General features: G+C 68.9%; 23 protein-coding genes and 1 riboswitch. Of the genes, 14 read left to right on the forward strand and 9 right to left on the reverse strand.

Annotated features, from left to right (window positions below; all coding sequences use genetic code 11):
• Nucleotides 1–21: 21 nt before the first annotated feature.
• Together ACLJPX_RS04250 and ACLJPX_RS04255 are read left to right on the forward strand one after the other, a co-directional pair.
• Nucleotides 22–645 (forward strand): DUF5753 domain-containing protein, encoded by a 624-nt coding sequence (locus ACLJPX_RS04250; protein ID WP_410598815.1) that lies wholly within the window; start codon nucleotides 22–24, stop codon nucleotides 643–645.
• A gap of 436 nt (nucleotides 646–1,081) precedes the next feature.
• The gene (locus ACLJPX_RS04255) at nucleotides 1,082–1,840 is read left to right on the forward strand and encodes a D-Ala-D-Ala carboxypeptidase family metallohydrolase (RefSeq protein WP_101607586.1); all 759 of its coding nucleotides are present in this window, start codon (nucleotides 1,082–1,084) and stop codon (nucleotides 1,838–1,840) included.
• A gap of 4 nt (nucleotides 1,841–1,844) precedes the next feature.
• On the opposite strand, the gene ACLJPX_RS04260 is transcribed toward ACLJPX_RS04255, so the two are convergent.
• Genes ACLJPX_RS04260 through ACLJPX_RS04275 form a run of 4 tightly spaced genes read right to left on the reverse strand, consistent with a single transcriptional unit; the run spans nucleotide 1,845 to nucleotide 5,609 of the window.
• Nucleotides 1,845–2,477, reverse strand: coding sequence for an NUDIX domain-containing protein (locus ACLJPX_RS04260; RefSeq protein ID WP_410598816.1), 633 nt, complete (start codon nucleotides 2,475–2,477; stop codon nucleotides 1,845–1,847).
• Entirely contained in the window at nucleotides 2,474–3,667 is a 1,194-nt protein-coding gene (locus ACLJPX_RS04265) for an adenylosuccinate synthetase (RefSeq protein WP_410598817.1), read from the reverse strand. Before ACLJPX_RS04265 ends, ACLJPX_RS04260 begins: the two co-directional genes overlap by 4 nt.
• Nucleotides 3,664–4,638 carry a hypothetical protein gene (locus ACLJPX_RS04270; RefSeq protein WP_410598818.1) on the reverse strand — a complete coding sequence of 325 codons (975 nt, stop codon included), beginning with the start codon at nucleotides 4,636–4,638 and terminating at the stop codon, nucleotides 3,664–3,666. The genes ACLJPX_RS04265 and ACLJPX_RS04270 overlap by 4 nt, the downstream gene beginning before the upstream one ends.
• Before the next feature lie 2 nt (nucleotides 4,639–4,640).
• On the reverse strand, nucleotides 4,641–5,609 hold the full coding sequence (locus tag ACLJPX_RS04275; protein ID WP_410598819.1) for an adenylate cyclase: 969 nt from the start codon (nucleotides 5,607–5,609) through the stop codon (nucleotides 4,641–4,643).
• A 198-nt stretch (nucleotides 5,610–5,807) separates the two neighbouring features.
• On the opposite strand from ACLJPX_RS04275, the gene ACLJPX_RS04280 reads away from it, so the two are divergent.
• The gene (locus tag ACLJPX_RS04280) at nucleotides 5,808–6,695 is read left to right on the forward strand and encodes a hypothetical protein (RefSeq protein WP_410598820.1); all 888 of its coding nucleotides are present in this window, start codon (nucleotides 5,808–5,810) and stop codon (nucleotides 6,693–6,695) included.
• A 195-nt stretch (nucleotides 6,696–6,890) separates the two neighbouring features.
• Nucleotides 6,891–7,148, forward strand: a complete 258-nt coding sequence (locus ACLJPX_RS04285) for a hypothetical protein (RefSeq protein WP_410598821.1) — start codon at nucleotides 6,891–6,893, stop codon at nucleotides 7,146–7,148.
• Nucleotides 7,149–7,162: 14 nt separating this feature from the next.
• Here ACLJPX_RS04285 and ACLJPX_RS04290 read toward each other — a convergent pair whose 3' ends face one another.
• Nucleotides 7,163–7,540 (reverse strand): hypothetical protein, encoded by a 378-nt coding sequence (locus ACLJPX_RS04290; RefSeq protein ID WP_410598822.1) that lies wholly within the window; start codon nucleotides 7,538–7,540, stop codon nucleotides 7,163–7,165.
• A gap of 23 nt (nucleotides 7,541–7,563) precedes the next feature.
• Nucleotides 7,564–8,217 carry a hypothetical protein gene (locus tag ACLJPX_RS04295; protein WP_410598823.1) on the reverse strand — a complete coding sequence of 218 codons (654 nt, stop codon included), beginning with the start codon at nucleotides 8,215–8,217 and terminating at the stop codon, nucleotides 7,564–7,566.
• A 164-nt stretch (nucleotides 8,218–8,381) separates the two neighbouring features.
• Between ACLJPX_RS04295 and ACLJPX_RS04300 the strand changes: the two genes are divergently transcribed.
• The 6 genes from ACLJPX_RS04300 to ACLJPX_RS04325 all read left to right on the forward strand — a co-directional run bounded on the left by ACLJPX_RS04300 (nucleotide 8,382) and on the right by ACLJPX_RS04325 (nucleotide 11,780).
• Nucleotides 8,382–8,615, forward strand: a complete 234-nt coding sequence (locus tag ACLJPX_RS04300) for a hypothetical protein (protein WP_168214312.1) — start codon at nucleotides 8,382–8,384, stop codon at nucleotides 8,613–8,615.
• 37 nt (nucleotides 8,616–8,652) lie between these two features.
• Nucleotides 8,653–9,264 (forward strand): CDP-alcohol phosphatidyltransferase family protein, encoded by a 612-nt coding sequence (locus ACLJPX_RS04305; protein WP_101607595.1) that lies wholly within the window; start codon nucleotides 8,653–8,655, stop codon nucleotides 9,262–9,264.
• 88 nt (nucleotides 9,265–9,352) lie between these two features.
• The gene (gcvH, locus tag ACLJPX_RS04310; protein ID WP_101607596.1) at nucleotides 9,353–9,736 is read left to right on the forward strand and encodes a glycine cleavage system protein GcvH; all 384 of its coding nucleotides are present in this window, start codon (nucleotides 9,353–9,355) and stop codon (nucleotides 9,734–9,736) included.
• A gap of 125 nt (nucleotides 9,737–9,861) precedes the next feature.
• On the forward strand, nucleotides 9,862–10,329 hold the full coding sequence (gene garA / locus ACLJPX_RS04315) for a glycogen accumulation regulator GarA (RefSeq protein WP_016334077.1): 468 nt from the start codon (nucleotides 9,862–9,864) through the stop codon (nucleotides 10,327–10,329).
• On the forward strand, nucleotides 10,326–11,087 hold the full coding sequence (locus ACLJPX_RS04320) for a MerR family transcriptional regulator (RefSeq protein ID WP_410598824.1): 762 nt from the start codon (nucleotides 10,326–10,328) through the stop codon (nucleotides 11,085–11,087). The genes garA and ACLJPX_RS04320 overlap by 4 nt, the downstream gene beginning before the upstream one ends.
• Nucleotides 11,088–11,306: 219 nt before the next feature.
• Nucleotides 11,307–11,780 (forward strand): bifunctional nuclease family protein, encoded by a 474-nt coding sequence (locus tag ACLJPX_RS04325; protein WP_005150031.1) that lies wholly within the window; start codon nucleotides 11,307–11,309, stop codon nucleotides 11,778–11,780.
• Between the two features lie 166 nt (nucleotides 11,781–11,946).
• On the opposite strand, the gene ACLJPX_RS04330 is transcribed toward ACLJPX_RS04325, so the two are convergent.
• Nucleotides 11,947–12,567 carry a TetR/AcrR family transcriptional regulator gene (locus tag ACLJPX_RS04330; protein ID WP_410598825.1) on the reverse strand — a complete coding sequence of 207 codons (621 nt, stop codon included), beginning with the start codon at nucleotides 12,565–12,567 and terminating at the stop codon, nucleotides 11,947–11,949.
• Between the two features lie 297 nt (nucleotides 12,568–12,864).
• Between ACLJPX_RS04330 and ACLJPX_RS04335 the strand changes: the two genes are divergently transcribed.
• Nucleotides 12,865–13,446, forward strand: a complete 582-nt coding sequence (locus ACLJPX_RS04335) for a MerR family transcriptional regulator (RefSeq protein WP_005150040.1) — start codon at nucleotides 12,865–12,867, stop codon at nucleotides 13,444–13,446.
• Between the two features lie 46 nt (nucleotides 13,447–13,492).
• Nucleotides 13,493–13,589, forward strand: a riboswitch (glycine riboswitch).
• A gap of 172 nt (nucleotides 13,590–13,761) precedes the next feature.
• On the forward strand, nucleotides 13,762–16,641 hold the full coding sequence (gene gcvP / locus ACLJPX_RS04340) for an aminomethyl-transferring glycine dehydrogenase (RefSeq protein WP_410598826.1): 2,880 nt from the start codon (nucleotides 13,762–13,764) through the stop codon (nucleotides 16,639–16,641).
• Between the two features lie 3 nt (nucleotides 16,642–16,644).
• Here the strand turns inward: gcvP and ACLJPX_RS04345 are convergent, their stop codons facing one another.
• Nucleotides 16,645–17,007 (reverse strand): nuclear transport factor 2 family protein, encoded by a 363-nt coding sequence (locus tag ACLJPX_RS04345; RefSeq protein ID WP_410598827.1) that lies wholly within the window; start codon nucleotides 17,005–17,007, stop codon nucleotides 16,645–16,647.
• A gap of 111 nt (nucleotides 17,008–17,118) precedes the next feature.
• Between ACLJPX_RS04345 and ACLJPX_RS04350 the strand changes: the two genes are divergently transcribed.
• Together ACLJPX_RS04350 and ACLJPX_RS04355 are read left to right on the forward strand one after the other, a co-directional pair.
• Nucleotides 17,119–17,946: a helix-turn-helix domain-containing protein gene (locus tag ACLJPX_RS04350; RefSeq protein ID WP_410598828.1), complete on the forward strand. Its 828-nt coding sequence runs from the start codon at nucleotides 17,119–17,121 to the stop codon at nucleotides 17,944–17,946.
• A gap of 48 nt (nucleotides 17,947–17,994) precedes the next feature.
• Nucleotides 17,995–18,822: an aldo/keto reductase gene (locus tag ACLJPX_RS04355; protein WP_410598829.1), complete on the forward strand. Its 828-nt coding sequence runs from the start codon at nucleotides 17,995–17,997 to the stop codon at nucleotides 18,820–18,822.
• 123 nt (nucleotides 18,823–18,945) lie between these two features.
• Here the strand turns inward: ACLJPX_RS04355 and ACLJPX_RS04360 are convergent, their stop codons facing one another.
• Nucleotides 18,946–19,632, reverse strand: a complete 687-nt coding sequence (locus ACLJPX_RS04360) for a hypothetical protein (protein ID WP_410598830.1) — start codon at nucleotides 19,630–19,632, stop codon at nucleotides 18,946–18,948.
• Nucleotides 19,633–19,637 lie beyond the last annotated feature (5 nt).

The raw sequence follows: 19,637 nt of genomic DNA on the forward strand, positions 1-19,637 counted from the left end.
GGGCGGCATCCGTAGTCGCCCATGGCCCGGCCGAACGCGGTGGGTTTCCCGGACGTCATTCCCGCCCTGCTCCAGACCGATGCCTACATCCGGGCCGTTCTGCGACGGTACGGTCACACCGGCCCTGACCTTGAGACCGGCGTCGAAGCCCGGCTTGCCCGCAACGCCCTCTTCACCCGGCGCTCAGGCCCAGCGCTCACCTTCTACATCCACGAAAACGCCCTCAACGCGATGGTCGGCGACTCGACCGTCATGAACGAACAACTTATTCAACTTCAGTTGGCGTCGTCGCCCCCGCACTGTCAGATCCACGTCGTGCCCGCCACGGCTGAAGAATCCGGCGACGGGCGCGAGTTCAGCGTCTTCTTCCAGCACGAGGGGAACCAACCTGTGTTCCACGTCGACGCCTTCACCGCCAGCCTCTTTCTAGAAGAGGACAGAGTGATCGCATACCACCGGGAGTTTCTCCGCCACCTCCCGACCGCAGCGCTTGACCGCGACCAGTCTCGGAACTGGATCGTCAACCGAACCAGCGAACTCGAACAGAACACCCCCTGGCAACGCGCAGCAGCTTGCCGAGGCGTTCACGCTACTGACCGGCACGGCGCATTCCGGAACGGGAAGACCCTGCCGCCTGGCAACTAGCCGGACCGGGCTACGTCCACGCCGCATCCCGGAAACGGCCGTGCACTACTGAAAAGGGCCAGATGGGCCAGGTTGGTTGAAACCTGGCCCACCTGGCCCGAACCTACGTCCGCGCAGGTGAACGTCACATTCGACCTGTCCCAGCAGCGGGACGGGGGTACAGAGGACCCGTTCTCCCACCGGGACGGGTCCGCATAACTGGAACGGACCCCTCGCAGGGGCAGGAACCCACAAAACCGCACGTCACAAGTAGGTAACCAAAAGCTGGTTGGCTCTAACCGTCCCTACCACTCACGACCACCTGGGCGGGCCGTGTGGGTCGAACGACCCACAGCGCGGTATCCGGAACCGCGTTAGCATCCGAGGCAGTGAATCGTTGACAACCCGTGGGGGTCACGGGTCTCTCACCTTCCCTGCCTTGAAAGGTGTTCCTGTCATGCGCATTCGTCTTTTACTGCCGATGCTCGCCCTCGTGGCCGGCCTCGGTACCGCGGTGGCCGCTCCGGCCGCCGCCGATCCCGGCCCGGTGACGGCGGGAGACGTGTCCGTCGCCGACGCCTGTTACTCCTGGGGACGCACGCTGTCCGAGGGCGCGTCCGGTGAGGACGTCCGTCAGCTGCAGATCCGCGTGGCCGGTTATCCCGGTTTCGGCGGCGTGCTGGCCATCGACGGCCAGTTCGGCGCGGGCACCAAGGCCGCGGTCACCCGGTTCCAGCAGGCGTACGGGCTGGGCGCGGACGGCGTCGCCGGGTCGGCCACCTTCACGAAGATCTACGCGTTGCAGGACGACGACTGCACGCCGGTCAACTTCACCTACGCCGAGCTGAACCGGTGCAACTCCGACTGGTCGGGCGGCAACGTCTCGGCCGCGACGGCGAAGGCCAACGCGCTGGTCTCGATGTGGAAGCTGCAGGCGATGCGGCACGCCATGGGCGACCGGCCGATCGCCGTCAACGGCGGCTTCCGCAGCGTCCCCTGCAACAACGCGGTCGGCGGGGCGGCCGCCAGCCGTCATCTCTACGGCGACGCGGTCGACCTCGGCGCGGGCGCGCAGGGCTTCTGCGCCCTGGCGCAGCAGGCCCGCAACCACGGGTTCAGTGAGATCCTCGGCCCGGGCTACCCGGGCCACAGCGATCACACCCACGTGGCGCACCGGTCCAACCGGTTCTGGTCGGCGTCCTCCTGCGGGATCTGATCCGTCACTCCCAGCGCCACAACGACGGCGGCCGTCCTCCCTTGGGGAGGGCGGCCGCGTGTTCGGTGGTCCGCCGCAGCCCGGGGACCCGCTCCATGGTCCGGCCGAGATTGGCCGGATAGGGGCGGTCCCCGGTCAGCGCTTCGGTCGCGTCCAGCGCCTGTGCCGTGGTGAAGAGCGGTCCCAGCAGTCCGGCGGTGAAGGCGACGTCCCGCCACAGCCGCTCGGCCAGCAGCGGACGGCAGTCCGCCACGATCCGGTCGTGGTCGAACGCCAGCGGCGGGACCGCGTCCAGCGGGGTCCACAGCACGTTCCCCGGTTCGTCGAGCGCGGGATCCGTGGTGGCCCACAAGGCGATGGAGAGCGTGGGCCCCCGGGGGTCACGGTTCGGCTCGTCGAAGGTGGTGAGCTGCCCCGTCGCCGAGAGCGCGTCCGGCGGCAGTCCGAGTTTGGTGACCACCGCCCGGCTCGCCGCGTCCCGCAGCCGTTCCCCGCGCCCGAGCAAGACCCCGGGCAGCGCGAGTTCCCCTTCGAACGGCTCGGCACCCCGCGGCGCGATTCCCAGCAGCACGGTCCTGGTGCCGGGAGCGAACCTCACCACGAGCACGTCCACGGACACCGGCGTCGACTCGATCACGCGTTGATTGTCGACCTTGCCTCCGCGACCCGGTAACCGGCCCTGTCGGGGCCGTATCCGGTCACGGCCACCGGCAGCCGGGCACCGAACCACGCCAAGGGATCCGGCAGCCCGACGGCGGGGGAGCCGTCACCGGGTGCGACCCGCAGGCCGGTCGCGTCGAGGTGGGTCACCGCGAGCGCGTCCACGCCGTCGCAGGCCGCGATGGCGTAGTCCAGCAGCGCCTCGTCGAGATGCCCCGCCCGCCACGCGCCCTGGTACTCGCCGGTGTCGTTGTGCGCCTCGGGAAAGCGGGCGAGCACGGAGGCGCACTCGGTGGGAAGCGGTCCCGCGCCGTGCCTGGTGAGGTAGGTCCGCGTGACACCCAGAACGGCGTGACGGCGGCCGCCCAGCAGTTCACGGGCGTTGTGCGGGGTGGTGGTGGACCAGGTCGTATGCGGGTGGAACCCGTGGTGCTGGTCGAGGAGAACCCCCTGCGCTCCCTCGAAAACCAGCCGTCCGGAGTCCGCGAGCCGTCCGGTCTCGTCCCCGTCGGTGATCCGCACCGCGTCCGCGAAGTCGCGGTACAGCGTCACCAAGGCGTCCACGTCGTGTGACGGGGCGGCGAGCGGGGCGTAGAACCGGGCGAGCGCGTCGAGCTTGCGCCGCAGCACCGACGGCCGGGCGCAGTCGGCGACCGTCGGCGCGTCACCCGGTGTCCCGATCACCTCCTGGTTCTCCACCACCTCGCCCGGGCTCGCCCCGGACAACAGCGAGTACCAGACGGTCTCGCCGATGCCTTTCCCGCACGAGCCGTGCCGGTCCGCGCCGCGAGCCTGCTCCCTCGCCCGGTTGGCGTAAATGTGGAACGGGGTCGTGAGCAGGGCCCGGCCGTCCACGCTCAGCAGCGAGAGCGGATTCCGGACGCCGTCGGTTTCGAGCTGCCGGGCCTCCGCCGCCAGCGCGAACGGCTCGACCAGGACGAACCGCGACAAGTGGGTGGGCACGCCGGCGAACGTGCCCGCCCCGAACTGGCTGAACGTGTGGTGCCGCCCGTCCGCGACGACGTTGTGCGCGGCCTGCGCGCCCCCGTTGAAGCGGACGACGGCGGTGGTCGGCCGGTCGGCGCAGAGCGCGTCGACCACGGCACCCTTGCCTTCGTCGCCGAAGCCCAGCCCGACCACCACCACGTGCCCGTCCAGGAGGCTCATCGCAGCACCACGTCGCTCGGACCGCCCGGGTCGGGGACCGCCGAGGTGACGACCGTTTTGGTGCCCAGCCTCGCCAGCGCCTTGCCCACCGCCGCGCTTTCGGCGGCCGAACCGACGTCCGCGAGGTCGGCCAGCGCTCGGTCCACGTCGACGACCTGCTCCTCCAGCCCGATCGTGGCCGCGATCAGTTCGCACACCGCGCCGGGATCGTCGAGCTTGAGGAAGTTCTGCCCCAGCAAGCCGCTCCAGTGTTCGCCGATCTCCGGGTCGTTGTAGTACGACGACTGGTTCGGCAGGACGAAGTAGACGTTCCACTTGCGGGCCAGTTCCCGGTACACCGACGCGGGGTCGATGTCCTCCCGCACGTCGTCGCCGATCACCCGGCGGATGTGGCGGGCCTCCAGCGCGGGCTTGTTCAGCTCGTCGCCGATGAGGAACAGGTATCCCTTACGGCCGCGGTTCTGCCACGCGTCGGTGACCACGTGCCTGGCCATGAAGTAGGCGGCCAGTTCGTAGGACTCGCTCTTCTGCCCGCCGCCACCGCCTTCGAGGAAGATCGTGCGCAGCTGCTCGTCCATCCGGTTGTCCGATTCGAACTGCCCGACCTGCAGGGGCACCCGGTCGCTGTCGGCGTCGCCGATCGCGCCGAACAGGACCTGCGGGTCGGTCAGATAGCCCCGGCGCTTCAGGAGGCCGTGCAGTTTGCCGAGCTTGCCCTGCATGATCCGCGGCACCCGGCGCATCGAGCCGGTGACGTCGAACAGCACCGCGATCGGCGTCGAATCGGCGTGGTCGGCCGAATCCCGGCACTCCCGGACGGCGTTCTTCGGGTCGAGCGCGGCCGCGGCCTTCCACGCGGAAGCGGGCTTCTTGCGGAGTCCGGCGCTGTAGCCGAAATCGTCCTCGCCCTTGGCCGCGCGGAAGGTCTTCGCGGCGGCGTAGGCGTTGTCGTCCCAGTGTCCGTGTCCCATGGTCAAACTCCTGTCTCGGGGATGATGAACGGTCGGAAGGTGCGGGGGCCGTACAGCTCGCCGAGCAGGTCGTCGTACTCGTCGAGCAGGTCGGCGGCTTCGGGTCGCTGTCCCGGGATTTCCTGGGTGCACCACGTGGCGAACTCGCGCTGGCGGGTTTCCGTTGGTGACAGCAGCGAAAGCATCAACTTGTGCAGCATGTGGACGTCGGTGGCCGCGGTCATCGGCAGTCCCTTGTGGACTTCGGGCGGGTAGTCGACGGACTTGTCCGCCGCCAGCGGGAGCACACCGTCCTCGACGGCGAAGGACCAGCCGGCCAGGACGATGCCGTGCTGCCCGGGGTGGACCAGCACGTTGTCCGCGGTGAGATGGCCATGGACGACACCCGCGCGATGCGCGCCAGCCACGGCGCGCAGCAGGCGCCGGTGCATCCAGGCGTAGTCGCGGCCGTCGAGACCGTCCGGGAAGGCTTTCCCGATGTCGGCGAGGGTGGTGAACCCGCCGACGAGCGGATCGAGGACGCTGAACGCCCGGTCGCCCCGCGCCACCGGGCCCGAGGTGTCGAGCAACCGCGGGTAGTACGGGCGAAGCCAGCGGTGCCGTTCGGTGAAGCCGTCGAGCGTGCGCAGCGCCGCCCACTCGGCGTGGATCAGCGGGTTGAGCGCCGGGTCGCGCACGATTTTGACCAGATGGGGGCCGGTGGTGCGATAGGTGGTCGCGACACTGCCCACGGCGTGCGGAGTGGTGAGTGTGTAAGCCGCCGTGGCGGTGGTGACCGTTTGCCGCCGGGATTGCTTCCAGTCGGCATAGAGGCGATTGAGGGTGGCGGCCGCCTTATGGGCCCGAGGGTCGCCGGGATTCCGGTCGGGATGGAGTGCGGCCGCCAATTCGCGGTAGCGGTGGTGGGCGAACAGAGTGGCCGCGTCGACCGCGTTCTCGATCGTCGTCACGGCGTCGTCCCTGGTGAGCATGGTTTAAGTCTAGACGACTCTTACCTCGGCTGGCAAGGGGGCGATGCGCGCTCGCCGTCACCGGGAGAGGAACGAATTGAATGCGGAAATGGTGGTGTAGGTACAAATCCCGTGCGGTTCGACCGCTTCGAAGAATAGGCTGGAGTGGCCGAACAGGGGGTGGTGACCTTTCCGGAAGAGTCGCAAAAAAGCCAGTGGGTGGCCGTTCTGCTCGTGACCGGAATCGTCCTGGGGTTCATCGCGGCTTTCGCCGGGCGGTGGACCGCCGAGGGAATGGCCGGTACGTACGACTTGCGCGCGGTGATCTCGGTAGCGGATTCCACGACCACCGAAGGGCAGAACGGCCCGCACACCACTCACGAGATCGTCGCCGTCGCCGAAAACGCCCGCGCCGTCGAACTGCCGACGGGGGAAGCGTTCGGTCTCGCGGAGCCGGTGGTCGTCGGGCTTTCTTCACTGACGGACCGGGTGTTGTCCGTGCGCGGGGCCGACGAAGTCGTGGAGGCCCACCACCCGTGGGAGAAGATCACGGCGATGTCGATCGGCGGAGTGGTCTTGGTGCTCGGCGTCGCCGTGGCGTTCTCGGTGACGAGGCCGGTGACCGTGCGGAAGTCGCTTTCTTTCCTGGCAGGGTTCGTCTTCGGCGCGTATGTCGTGCTGGCGCCGCTCGGTTTCGGCTGGACGGCGTACCGCGAGGCGGCCGATCCCGTTCCGAACCTGTGGGAATACCGCCGCGAGGCCTGGGGTCCGCCGCCGGTGATCGGCAAGGGACAGGCCGCGGTGTCGGGGGACTCGACCGTGCGTGTGCTCGACAGCCGAGCCGAGCCGCCCGAAGGCGCCGAGGCATGGCTGGGCGGATTCCACGTCCTCGCCTTGCGAGTCGAGACGTCCCGCCTGGGAGACACGGCGCTGGAGCTGTCGGCCGACGAACATGGCGCCCCGCGGCGGGTCGAGGACTGCGCGGGCGCTCCCGGTGCTTTCGACGGCACCGCGGGTCTCGTCTGTTTCGTGGTCCCGTCGGGATATCAGCCGAAGTACCTTGTCGTCGGCGAACTCGACCGGGAAGTCCTGCTGACACTCCAGTGACTCGAGGAAAGGAATTTAGTGCCGGGCAAACCGCAGAATTCCAAAGTTCTCTTTCGGGCGCTGTTGGCCGGGGTCCCGTACGTCTTCCTGCTGTGTGTCGCCTGGGGATACTTCGGTAACCACGTACGTGAAGTGAACACCGGTGAGGAAGTCGCGGTCACCGGGATCTCAGGGTGTACCGAGGAGGGAGCGCCGATGAGCGGTCAGATTCCCTACTGTTCGGGGGAGTGGCGGTTCGACGACGGGAGCACCGGTCGCGGGCGCATCGAGGGCGACAAGGCCGCGGAGGGCGACAGGATCTTCGCCGGGGACGGATTCGTCTACCGGTCGAAGTCCGCGCTGATCTGGAGGATGTCGATGGTCGGCCTGTTCGGCGTGGTGCTGCTGGGCCTGGCGATCGGCCTCGGCGTCCTGTACCGGCTGGACGCGGTCCGGCGGCGTCAGGAGAACTGACGCCGCCGGAGCGCTCAGACCCGCGTCGCTTCGATCTGCCGCTCGTCCTCGGTCGAACAGCTCGTCACCGGATCGTTCGGCCCGCTCCCGCACGTCCAAGCGCCGATCACCACCGGCCCGGGGCCCTGCGGCGAAGCGGCTTCGGCGGGGGTCAGCTTGGTGAAGTAGTCCGTGAGCACCTGTGTCGCTTCGGCGCAGTCGGTATTCCCGTGGGCGACGACCTTGTTCTTCGCGCCCTGGAGCCCGGCGACCTCGCCGCACGGTGTTCCGGGCGGTGCCGGTGTGACGGCGGGGGAGGACGGGGCCTGCGCGGCCGACGGGGCGGGATCGGCGCCGCAGCCGCTCAGCAGGACGACGGCGAGCGCGGCGGGAAGTACGGCGAGGCTCTTCATGGGCCCTTCTTCTCGGGGATGGTTCATTCGACGGGGACGACGGCGGCGAACACGTTGTGGTCGCCCTTGCTGCAACTGGTGCCGCCCTGGGCGGCGGGTGCGCCGGAGACGCACAGCCACCCGTCGACGGTCTCGCTCACGGGCTCGTCCGAGCCCGCGGACTGGCGGCCGGCGATCGTCTTGTGGAACGAGCCGACGATCCCGGTCGCGTCCGCACACGAGACACCCGGTCCGTTGAGCACCTGAAGGGTCAGCCCGCTCGCCGCGGTGACCGTGCCGCACGAACCCTGTACCGGTTCAGCGGGTTTCGGCTTGGGAGCGGGATTCGGGGCAGCGGACGAACTCGGCGCGGTCTGAGACGGGATCGGCGGTACCGGTGCGCTGGAGACGTTCGAAAGGGGCGCGGGCGGTGAGACCGACATGGAGGTGACAGGCGGTGGCGGATCTTCGCCCGAACAGGCGGCGAGCGTTCCCGTGGCGGCACAGACCGCGATCAGGCGCCGCCACGTTCCCGTGGTCGTCGAGACGGGCAAGGCGATCCTTTCGTCGGCCGTTCCTGGCCTGCCCATTCTGACCTGGGCGAGCCCGATGCCGTGGCATTGAGCCACGTTCGATTCGCGGGAGGTTATCGCGCCGACGGTGCGACGGTACGCGAGGACCGCCCAATCACTGTCCATTGTGGACAATTAACATGCCGTTCACACCGTGACAACACCCTGCTGTCGTCGCGAACCGATCGGACGAATCCGGCGCCCGGGCGTTAACGCCGGGCCCTGTTCTGCCGAAAACAAAGGTAGCGCTCCGGCGTGTCCCAGTCCCCGTCACCGAAACCGTGAGAGCGATGAAGACCGACGAACAGAACGACCCCGCGTCATTCGAGGCCACCGCGCCGGCGAGCACGGAGCTGCCACCCACGGCACCGTGCACCGTCGTCTGGTGCGGCGGCCGCCCGTACGTCCTGGAAAGTTCCTCCGGGCACACCCGCTGGATGGGTACCGACTACCGGGGCAGGCCCGTGGCGCTGACCAGCGCGGACCTGCAACGCCGCGGCTGGAGCCACACCCGGGCCAGCTGACGCGGGAGGACCTGCCGCCGCTGGATAGGCTGAGCGGGTGAGTACGCCCCCCGAACCGAGCGTGACCAGCGAAGAGCCGTCTTTGCTGCGGCAGGCCCTGAACGTTCCCAACATGCTTTCGATCCTCCGGCTCGCCGGGGTGCCGGTCTTCCTGTGGCTGCTCCTCGGCCCGAAGGAGGACGGCTGGGCGTTCGCGCTGCTCGTGTTCAGCGCGCTCACCGACTGGCTCGACGGCAAACTCGCCCGCTGGCTCAACCAGATGTCGCGGCTCGGTCAGCTGCTCGACCCCGCCGCGGACAGGCTCTACATCCTCGCGACCCTCATCGCCTTCCTGATCCGCGACATCGTCCCGTGGTGGGTGGTGGTCCCGCTGGTCGCCCGCGAGGCGGTGCTGGGGGTCTGCGTGCTGCTGCTGCGGCATCGCGGGTTCGCCCCGCCGGAGGTCACCTACATCGGCAAGGGCGCCACCTTCGTGCTGATGTACGCCTTCCCGTTCCTGCTGCTCACCCAGGGCGGATCCGACATCGCCGCGTTCGCGCGTCCGATCGGGTACGCCTTCACGGCGTGGGGTGCGGTCCTGTACGTCTATTCGGGCGTGTTGTACGTCGTCCAGACGGTGCGGGCCCTGCGATCCGCCGATCGCGGCTAGCTAGCGGGAGGCGCCGGGCGCGTGCCCCGGCGGGATGCGAAACTGCGCGCGTCGGTTTCGAGCGAGGGCATGAGAAAGGGGAGCGGCGTTGTCCACTCCAGAAGAACTGCGCTACACCGAGGAGCACGAGTGGGTCTCCGTACGCGACGGAGGGCTCGTGCGCGTGGGCATCACGGAGTACGCCCAGGACCAGCTCGGTGACGTGGTGTTCGTCGACCTCCCCGAGGTCGGCAAGCAGGTCGGCTCCGGCGACGCCTTCGGCGAGGTCGAGTCGACCAAGAGCGTTTCGGAGCTGTTCGCCCCGCTCGACGGCGAGGTGGTCGCGGTCAACGACGCGGTGGCCGAGTCGCCCGAACTGATCAACAGCGACCCCTACGGTGAGGGCTGGCTGGTCGAGCTCCGTCTCGACGACGCGAGTTCGGTCGATTCCCTGCTCGAGGCCGAGGCGTACCAGGCGCTGATCAAGGAATAGCCGCAGGCCGCGGCCCTCCCGCGAGAGTAGGGGGAGCCGCGGACCGGAGATTCGATCAGGCACGGTACGTTTGACCTCTGCACGTTCTTGAGTAGTGGCAACACACATGCGTTAGGAGAGCTCAGGTGAGCACGAACGACGGGCCCGGCGTTCCCCCGGAGCAGTCTCCGGAGCGGACTTCTGTCTTCCGGGCCGACTTCCTGGCCGACGTCGAAGGCACTGAGGCTCCTCCGGCTGCCGAGGCCCCCGTCCAGGGTGTGGACGCGCTGCCCGCGGGTTCCGCGCTGCTGGTCGTCAAGCGCGGCCCGAACGCGGGTTCGCGCTTCCTGCTGGACCGCGACACCACCAGTGCGGGACGGCACCCGGACAGCGACATCTTCCTCGACGACGTCACGGTTTCCCGGCGGCACGCCGAGTTCCGCCGCGAGGGTGGCGAGTTCGTCGTCATCGACGTCGGCAGCCTCAACGGCACCTACGTCAACCGCGAGCCGGTCGACCAGGCCGTCCTCGCCGGTGGCGACGAGGTACAGATCGGCAAGTTCCGCCTGGTCTTCCTGACCGGCCCGGGTTCCGGGGGCCAGGGGGCACGGTGACGGCGGCCGGGCGGCCTGATCGGGATGCGTCGCAGCGCGATGGGTTGAGCATCGGGGCCGTGCTGGCACAACTGCGCGGCGACTTCCCCGACGTCACCATCTCCAAGATCCGGTTCCTCGAAGCGGAAGGTCTGGTCCAGCCGGGCCGGACCCCGTCGGGGTACCGTCAGTTCGCTCCGGCGGACGTGGAGCGCTTGCGATTCGTCCTGTCCGCCCAGCGGGATCACTACCTTCCGCTGAAGGTCATCAAGGAACAGCTCGACGCGGCGGATCAGGGTGCCGCGCCTTCGGCGGCGGCTCCCAAACCGCCGCGGAAACTCGTTTCGCTCGAGGCCCCGGGGGAGAACGGCGGACTGCCGTCCCCCGGGGACTTCGAGACCGATCGCGAGATCAGGCTGACCGAGGAAGATCTGCTCCGCCAGGCCGGCATCGACGCCGCCACCCTGGCTGAGCTGCGGCAATACGGTCTCGTCCGCCCAGGCGCGGCGGGGTTCTACGACCCCGACTCGGTCCTCGTGGCGAAGACCGTGAAAGCGATGACCGAATTCGGTATCGAGCCGAGACATCTGCGTGCCTTCCGGGCCGCGGCCGACCGCGAAGTCGGCCTGCTGGAGCAGATCGTGACCCCGGTGTATCGGCACCGTGACGAGGACGCCCAAGCGAGGGGCGACGAGGTCGTCCGCGAGCTCGCCGCACTGACCGTGGCGTTACATACGCTCTTGGTGAAGGCCGGAATACGCGCCGTCACGGGCGGCTGAGCGGCTCCGGGGACACAGGAACCCTTGTGAGGCCACTTGTCAATGACTGAATGTTCGGCACCCTATGCCGTACCGTGAGAGTCGGGTTTGCCACGGGCGAACCGAGAATGTCAGGACAGCGAGCACAGCGCTCGGAAGACGGGTAGCGTCGGGATCACCGTCGCTTGATCGTCGAGACAAGCGTTGCAGCCCGTGCGCACGAGAGGGAGGCGAAGCCCGATGAGCGAGATGCGCGTCGTCGGCGTGCGGGTGGAGCTACCCGCGAATCAGCCGATCTTGTTGCTACGGGAAACCGAAGGCGAGCGGTACCTGCCGATCTGGATCGGCTCGGTCGAGGCCACCGCCATCGCCTTGGAGCAGCAGGGAGTCCGCCCGGCCCGTCCGCTCACCCATGACCTGCTCAAGGAGGTCATCGGGGCGCTGGGCCGTGAGCTGGAGCAGGTCGTCATCACCGACTTGAAGGAAGGCACGTTCTTCGCGGAACTGGTCTTCGACGGGGACATCCGGGTTTCGGCGCGGCCGAGCGATTCGGTCGCCCTGGCGCTGCGGGTGGGGGTTCCGATCCACGCCGTGGACGCGGTGCTGGAGGAAGCGGGCCTCATCATTCCCGACGAGCAGGAGGACGAGGTCGAGAAGTTCCGCGAGTTCCTCGACTCCGTCTCGCCGGAGGACTTCCGCGGCGCTGACACTTAATCGCGCTAACCGGGATCGCGCTGCCAGGGCGCGCCTTGGCAGGTGAACTCGCGTTCTCCCGAAGGGCGCCCTGCCATCGCGATCCCGGGGCCTGTCGGCCGAAAGGCGCGCGACTTCAAAAGATCAGAAGACCTCGGTCACCTTCGTGGTGCTGCGTCAGGCGGGGTCACTTTGGTGCGGCGGTGGCCCGCGTGAACAGGTCCGCCAGTTCCCGTCCGTACCGCTCCAGGTCCAGCTTCGGGTCGGCCGCGAACTTCGCGGCGACGCCGTCGACGGCCTGGGCGATCGACAGCGCCATCACGTCCGGCGCGAAGTCGCCGAAAGCGCCTTCTTGCTGTCCCTGTCGCAGTTGACGCTCGAGCCGGCCGGTGCGGAACTCTTCGACGATCGGCGCCGACATGAACCAGCCTTCGGCGTCCGATCCGCTCGAAGCCATCTCGACCATGACCCGCACCAGCTCCGGGTACGAGCCGAGGAACTCGATCTCCGCTTCGATGTACCCGCGCAGCAGCCCGGCCCGGTCGGTCGTGCCCTGGATCCGCTCCTCGAGGAACTTGTCCTTCATCCCGGTCGCGGTGGTGACCACGGCCTGCATCAGACCGGCCTTGTTGGTGAAGTGGTACGAGATGATCCGGGTGCTGGACAGCCCGGCCCGCTCCTTGATCTTCGCGAACGACGTCTTGTGGTAGCCGAGATCGGAGATCGTCGCGATCGTGGCGCCGACGATCTGGGCCCGCCGGGCGGCTTCGGTGACCGACAGCCCGAGCTCCGCCTGCACCTCTTGCATGGCGCTTTGGGTGGAAGGAGTTACTTGCATGAGTAAAAAATAACACGGCTGAGTAAAAGTGGCAAGCGCGCAGCCGAACGGGGGACTGTTTCCGACAAGCCTCAAGAAGAGCTTGAGGTTGACCGCGCGTCGCGTTGACCGCTCTGCCGGACGCGCTTACCGTCAATGGAGGTAAATCGCCAAGGTGTGATTCGGATGTCTGGGGCATCCGTCTTGACGATGAACTCCGGTGCGGACTCACGTGGGTCCGCGCGGCTTTGTTCGCCGGCCGCCAGGTCGGGCGAGGGGAGGCATGGCGTGGTCGAGGCTGGTAGCCCTCAAGAGCCGCTCGTTCCGGTCGCTGACGGCGAGCAGGGCGAGCTGTTCCCCGACTCTTCCCTCCCGGACGAACTCGTCGGCTACCGCGGTCCCGCCGCCTGTCAGATCGCCGGGATCACGTACCGGCAGCTCGACTACTGGGCCCGCACGAAACTGGTCGCGCCGAGCATCCGCACGGCGCACGGCTCCGGTTCGCAGCGGCTCTACTCGTTCAAGGACATCCTCGTCCTGAAGGTCGTCAAGCGGCTGCTGGACACAGGTGTCTCGTTGCAGAACATCAGGGTCGCCGTCGACCACCTGCGTTTGCGCGGTGTCCGCGATCTGGCCAAGGTCACCCTGTTCTCCGACGGCACCACCGTCTACGAGTGCACGTCGCCCGAAGAGATCGTCGATTTACTCCAGGGCGGGCAGGGCGTTTTCGGCATCGCGGTCAGCGGGGCGATGCAGGAGATCAGCGGGACCATCCACGAGTTCCCGGCCGAGCGGGCCGACGGCGGCGTGATCGAAACCGTCACGCCCGACGAACTCACGCAGCGCCGTAACGCACGTCGCACCGGCTGATCATGAAGCCGCGCGAGCGGCAGGGTAGGCTCACTTCCGCGGTCGACGAATCCGCGCGGGAGAGACCGGGCCGATAACGGCCCGGCGCCGAAGGAGCAAGTCCTCCCCGGAACCTCTCAGGCACCCTGGACCGCGCGGACTAGACGCCTCTGGAAAGTGAATCGTCAGGTCACCACCTGGCGGCTCCGCCGACGGTGCAAGCCCGACTCAACCCACGGGCGAAACTCTCAGGCGCCCCCACGGGGGTACGGACAGAGTGGGGAGGGCCAGGGACAATCCGTCCCGGCCCCGCCCCCGCGTCTTGGGAGGTCCCCGATGGAGCCTGATTCACTGGCCGCGCTCGAATCCGGAACCCCCTTCGCGGACCGGCACATCGGTCCCGGCGCGGAGGAACTCGCACGCATCCTCGACGTCGTCGGCGTCGGTTCCCTCGACGAACTGGCCGAGCGCGCCGTCCCCGCGTCGCTCCGGGAATCCGCGACTCCGCTGGAGCTGCCTCCGCCCGCCACCGAGACGGCCGCCCTCGCCGAGCTCCGCGCGCTCGCCGCGCGCAACCGGCCGATGGTCCAGATGATCGGCCTCGGCTACCACGACACCGTCACCCCGCCGGTCATCCGCCGGAACGTGCTGGAGAGCCCGGCCTGGTACACCGCGTACACGCCGTATCAGCCGGAGATCTCGCAAGGCCGCCTCGAAGCGCTGCTCAACTTCCAGACCATGGTGGCCGACCTGACCGGCCTGCCGATCGCGAACGCTTCCATGCTGGACGAGGCGACCGCCGCGGCGGAGGCGATGACGCTGGTCCGCAGAGCGGGCAAGGCGAAATCGAACCGGTTCGTGGTCGACGAGGACACGCTGCCGCAGACGATCGAGGTCCTGCGCACCCGTGCTGAACCGCTCGGCATCGAGCTGGTGACCGCCGACCTGTCGCAGGGCATCACCGGACTCGGCCTCGGTGGCGACTTCTACGGAGTGCTGCTGTCCTATCCCGGCGCGTCCGGCGTCGTCCGCGAATGGGACCACACCATCGCCGAGGCCAAGGCGCTGGGCGCGGCCGTGGTGATGGCCGCGGATCCGCTGGCCTTGACCCTGCTGCGGTCGCCGGGCGAGCTCGGCGCCGACGTCGCGGTCGGATCGACGCAGCGATTCGGTGTCCCGATGGGCTTCGGCGGCCCGCACGCGGCTTACCTCGCCGTCCGGCAGGGGCTCGAACGTCAGTTGCCCGGCCGGCTCGTCGGAGTGTCGAAGGACGCCGACGGCGCTCCCGCGTACCGGCTCGCCCTGCAGACCCGTGAGCAGCACATCCGCCGGGAGAAGGCGACCAGCAACATCTGCACCGCGCAGGTGCTCCTGGCCGTCATCGCTTCGATGTACGCGGTGTACCACGGTCCCGAAGGCCTGCGCGCCATCGCCAACCGCGCGCACCGGATGGCCACCGTGCTCGCGGCGGGGCTCGCCGAAAGCGGCGTGGACGTCGTGCACTGCGAGTTCTTCGACACCGTCATGGTCTCCGTCCCCGGCCGCGCGACAGGCGTCGTCGGCACCGCGAGAGAACTCGGCGTCAACCTCCGGCAGGTGGACGCGGACCACGTCGCCGTCGCCTGTGACGAGACGACGACCCGCGAGCACCTCTCCTTGGTGTGGAAGGCGTTCGGTGTCGCGGTGTCCGATGTGGACTCGCTCGACGCGGACACCGCCGACGGGTTCCCGCCGGATCTGCGCCGCACGAGCGACTACCTGACGCATCCCGTCTTCCACGCGCACCGCTCGGAAACGGCACTGCTGCGGTACCTGAGGGCGTTGTCCGACAAGGACGTCGCACTCGACCGGAGCATGATCCCGCTCGGCTCGTGCACGATGAAACTCAACGCCACGGCCGAAATGGAGCCGATCACCTGGCCCGAGTTCGCCGGCCTGCACCCGTTCGCGCCCGCGGAGGACGCGGCCGGTCTGCTGTCCATCGTCAAGGATCTGGAACAGTGGCTGGCCGGGATCACCGGCTACGACGCGGTTTCCCTGCAGCCGAACGCCGGAAGCCAGGGCGAGTTCGCCGGACTGCTGGCGATCCGGGCCTACCATCGCGAACGCGGGAACGCGGCGAGGGACGTCTGCCTGATCCCGTCGAGCGCCCACGGGACCAACGCGGCCAGCGCGATCATGGCGGGGATGCGGGTGGTCGTCGTGAAATGCGACGACGAGGGGAACATCGACCTCGCCCACCTCAAGTCCACGGTGGACGAGCACGCGGACGACCTGGCCGCGATCATGATCACCTATCCCTCCACGCACGGCGTGTACGAGGACACCGTCCGCGAGGTCTGCGCGCTGGTGCACGACGCGGGCGGCCAGGTGTACGTCGACGGCGCGAACCTGAACGCGCTGATCGGGGTGGCGCAGTACGGCCGGTTCGGCGCCGATGTCTCCCATCTCAACCTGCACAAGACCTTCTGCATCCCGCACGGCGGCGGCGGACCGGGTATCGGCCCGATCGGCGTCCGCGCGCACCTGGCGCCGTACCTGCCGAACCACCCGCTGCAGCCGGACGCGGGCCCGGCCACCGGCGTGGGTCCGATCAGCGCGGCCCCGTGGGGAAGCGCGTCGATCCTGCCGATTTCCTGGGCCTATGTCCGGATGATGGGTGTCGAAGGCCTGAGGCGCGCGACGCTGACCGCGGTCGCGAACGCCAACTACGTCGCCAAACGCCTCGCGGAGCACTACCCGGTGCTGTACTCCGGCCACGACGGTCTGGTCGCGCACGAATGCATCCTCGACCTCCGCGCGCTCACCAAGCGGACCGGCGTCACCGTCGACGACGTCGCCAAGCGGCTGGCCGACTACGGCCTCCACGCGCCGACGATGTCCTTCCCGGTCGCGGGCACGCTCATGGTCGAGCCGACCGAGAGCGAGGACCTCGGCGAACTCGACCGGTTCTGCGACGCGATGATCGCGATCCGCGGCGAGATCGAGAAGGTCGCTGCGGGGGAGTGGCCGGTGGCCGAGAGCCCGCTGCGGAACGCCCCGCACACCGCGCGCTGCCTCGCGGGTGAGTGGGATCGCCCGTACAGCAGGGAGATCGCGGTCTTCCCGGCCGGGTTCACGGCGGCGAAGATCTGGCCTCCGGTGCGGCGGATCGACGGGGCCGCGGGTGACCGCAACCTCGTCTGCTCCTGCCCGCCGCCGGAGGCCTTCGCCTGACCGTCAGCCGGGCATCTTGTCCAGAAAGCCCAGCACCTGCTTGATCCGCCCGTCCTCGACGGTGATGACGTCGAAGCCGATCGCCAGCGGTTCCGCCGCGCCGTCGGGGCCGAGGTACCACTGGAACCGCGCGATGTCGTGGTGCGCGTCGGGGGCCGCGGGCAGGCTGAACCTCAGACCGGCGAACTGGGCCTGAGCGCCGGCGACGAAGCCGTCGACACCGTCGTGACCGGTGACCGCGCCGAGCGGGTCGGTGTAGGCGGCGTCCTCGGTGAACACTTCGGCGATGAGCGCACGGCGCTGGTCCGCGTCGGTCTCGTTCCACACGGCGATGTACTGCTCGGCGACGCGCTGGATGTCCGACATGGTGTCCTCTTTCGTTGTGGGGTAACCGATGCCGCAACTCTGTCCGCCGGAGGTGGGTCCCGTCGATTACGCGGGAGGTAATGGCGGCCCGGCGCGCGTGGCCGTAAGTTCGTGATCGTGACGACCACAGTGATCGCGAGCCGCGCCGGCCGCCCCGTCGGCGAACTGCTGCGGGAATGGCGTGATCGCCGCCGGATCAGCCAGCTCGACCTCGCCATCTCGGCGGAGATCTCGACCAGGCACCTGAGCTTCGTGGAGACCGGGCGGTCCAAGCCCAGCCGCGACATGGTGCTGCGGCTCGGCGAGCATCTGGAGGTGCCCTTGCGGGAACGCAATCAGCTGCTGCTGGCGGCGGGCTACGCGCCCGCGTACCCCGAGAGCGGGCTCGGCGACCCGGAGATGGCGGCGGTCCGCAAGGCGGTCCGGCAGTTGATGACGAGTCACGAGCCCTATCCGGCCGCCGTCGTCGATCGCGGCTGGAACCTGGTCGACGCCAACGCGAGCGTGTCGATCATGACCGACCTGGTCTCGCCCACCTTGATGACCCCGCCCGCCAACGTCCTCCGGCTGACCCTGCATCCGGAAGGCATGGCGCCCTACGTGCTCAACCTGGGGGAGTGGCGTGCCCACCTGCTCGGCAGGTTGCGGCGCCAGGTCACCCAGACGGCGGATCCGGTGCTGACGGCGCTGCTGGAGGAACTGCTCACCTATCCGTGCGACGATCCCGTCCCCGAGGTGGAGGTTCCCGGCCCTGGCGACATCTTCGTCCCGCTGCGACTGCGGCACGAGGGCGTGGATCTCACGTTCTTCAGCACGGTCTCCACCTTCGGGACGCCGTTGGACATCACGGTCGCCGAGCTGGTGATCGAGTCGTTCTTCCCGGCCGACACGGCCACGGCGGAGTACTTGCGCGCGTACGCCGGGCGCGGGGTGGGATGATGCCGGGCAAGAAGCCCAGCCACCGACTCCAGTGAGGATTTCCCTTCCATGGCCGTGCCTTCCGTCGTCCTGAACAACGAGGTAGCCATCCCCCAACTCGGTTTCGGCGTCTGGCAGGTGCCCGCGGGCGACACGGCCAAAGTCGTCCGTACCGCCATCGAAGCCGGGTACCGCAGCATCGACACCGCCGCGTCGTACCGGAACGAAGCCGGTGTCGGCGAGGCGATCCGCTCGGCGGGCGTGCCTCGCGACGAACTGTTCATCACCACGAAACTGCCGAATCCGGGCCACGGGTACGACGAAGCGCTCCGGGCGTTCGACGCGAGCCTCGCGGAACTCGGCCTCGAGCACGTCGACCTCTATCTGATCCACTGGCCGATGCCGACGCGCGGCAAGTACGTCGAAACCTGGCGAGCGCTGGAAAAGCTCTACGCGGACGGCCGCGTGCGCGCCATCGGGGTGTCGAACTTCCACGTCCCGCATCTGCGGCGGCTGTTCGGCGAGACGGGGATCGTGCCCGCGGTCAACCAGGTCGAACTGCACCCCCGGCTCCAGCAGAAGGCGCTGCGGGAGTTCCACGCCGAGCACGGGATCGTCACCGAGGCGTGGAGCCCGCTCGCGCAGGGATCGCTGCTCTCGGACGCGACCCTGTCCGCCCTCGCGGCCAAGTACGGCAAGAGCCCGGCGCAGCTGGTGCTGCGCTGGCATCTGCAGCTCGGCACCGTGGCCATCCCGAAATCCGTGACCCCGTCCCGGATCCGCGAGAACTTCGACGTCTTCGACTTCGAACTCGCCGAAGACGATCTCGCGGCGCTCGCCGAGTTCGACGACGGGACCCGCACCGGCCCCGACCCGGACACCTTCGACCTGGTCTGAGGACTCGTGTGTGGTAAGGACGGTTCTAACCGCCCTTGCCACTCACGAGCCTTTCCTGACATCCCAGGTACGGGAAAGGCCCCTTCCCGAGCGGTGAAGGGGCCTTTCCCGTATTCCCTGAGCTCAGGTGGCCTTGATGCCCGCGGCGGCGAAGTCGGCCTGCTGGGCGGGCTGCTGCAGGAACTGCCGGAACGTCTGCGAGGCGCGCATCTGGACCTCGTCGATGTTCTTGCCCGCGAGCCCGACGAGCGGGTAGTCGGCGGACCGAGCGGTCGCGACCGACTGGGCGGGCGAACCGACCAGCTCGGGCTTGGCGGTGTTCAGCTCGGTCACCCAGTACGAGGACTCGGGGATCCAGGCGGCGGGGAGACCGCCGATGGAGTCCAGGTTCGTCCGTCCGACGAGGCCGTCGAGGACGGAAGCGGAGGACAGCGCGTCGATCTGGATGATCACGCAGTGGTCGCGGACCACGGTCGCGGCGTTGTTCCACCGCTCGGCCGCCGCCCGGAGGGGCTTCTCGATGCTGGGGGTGACCACGACCCGCATCGGGGTGTCACCGGCGCTGCAGGCCTTGGCCTGGGCTTCGGCGCGGGTGTTGAGCTCCCCGTCCGCCCAGTTCCAGCCGAACACGCCGACCGCGACCAGGACCAGGAGGACCAGGCAGGCGATGGGCCACTTGGCGATGCGGCGCCGCGGGGCCTTTTTCCCGACGATCCGGTGCGAACCGGTCGCCTCGCCGCGTCCCTCGAGCCGCTTCGGCGGGTCGAGGGGGTGCGGCACCGGCTCCTCGGCCACGCTGTGTCGCCCCATCGTTG

It is taken from the genome of Amycolatopsis sp. lyj-90 (genome assembly GCF_046549035.1).
In the GTDB taxonomy this organism is placed as follows: Bacteria; Actinomycetota; Actinomycetes; order Mycobacteriales; family Pseudonocardiaceae; genus Amycolatopsis.

Coding starts and splice junctions, on each gene's coding strand:
- ACLJPX_RS04250 (WP_410598815.1), top strand. CDS start 22: ATGGCCCGGCCGAACGCGGTGGGTTTCCCGGACGTCATTCCCGCCCTG.
- ACLJPX_RS04270 (WP_410598818.1), bottom strand. CDS start 4,638: ATGGGACACGGACACTGGGACGACAACGCCTACGCCGCCGCGAAGACC.
- ACLJPX_RS04285 (WP_410598821.1), top strand. CDS start 6,891: ATGAGCGGTCAGATTCCCTACTGTTCGGGGGAGTGGCGGTTCGACGAC.
- gcvP (WP_410598826.1), top strand. CDS start 13,762: ATGGAGCCTGATTCACTGGCCGCGCTCGAATCCGGAACCCCCTTCGCG.
- ACLJPX_RS04330 (WP_410598825.1), bottom strand. CDS start 12,567: ATGCAAGAGGTGCAGGCGGAGCTCGGGCTGTCGGTCACCGAAGCCGCC.
- ACLJPX_RS04265 (WP_410598817.1), bottom strand. CDS start 3,667: ATGAGCCTCCTGGACGGGCACGTGGTGGTGGTCGGGCTGGGCTTCGGC.
- ACLJPX_RS04325 (WP_005150031.1), top strand. CDS start 11,307: ATGAGCGAGATGCGCGTCGTCGGCGTGCGGGTGGAGCTACCCGCGAAT.
- ACLJPX_RS04360 (WP_410598830.1), bottom strand. CDS start 19,632: ATGGGGCGACACAGCGTGGCCGAGGAGCCGGTGCCGCACCCCCTCGAC.
- ACLJPX_RS04345 (WP_410598827.1), bottom strand. CDS start 17,007: ATGTCGGACATCCAGCGCGTCGCCGAGCAGTACATCGCCGTGTGGAAC.
- ACLJPX_RS04255 (WP_101607586.1), top strand. CDS start 1,082: ATGCGCATTCGTCTTTTACTGCCGATGCTCGCCCTCGTGGCCGGCCTC.
- ACLJPX_RS04290 (WP_410598822.1), bottom strand. CDS start 7,540: ATGAAGAGCCTCGCCGTACTTCCCGCCGCGCTCGCCGTCGTCCTGCTG.
- ACLJPX_RS04300 (WP_168214312.1), top strand. CDS start 8,382: ATGAAGACCGACGAACAGAACGACCCCGCGTCATTCGAGGCCACCGCG.
- ACLJPX_RS04355 (WP_410598829.1), top strand. CDS start 17,995: ATGGCCGTGCCTTCCGTCGTCCTGAACAACGAGGTAGCCATCCCCCAA.
- ACLJPX_RS04275 (WP_410598819.1), bottom strand. CDS start 5,609: ATGCTCACCAGGGACGACGCCGTGACGACGATCGAGAACGCGGTCGAC.
- ACLJPX_RS04295 (WP_410598823.1), bottom strand. CDS start 8,217: ATGGACAGTGATTGGGCGGTCCTCGCGTACCGTCGCACCGTCGGCGCG.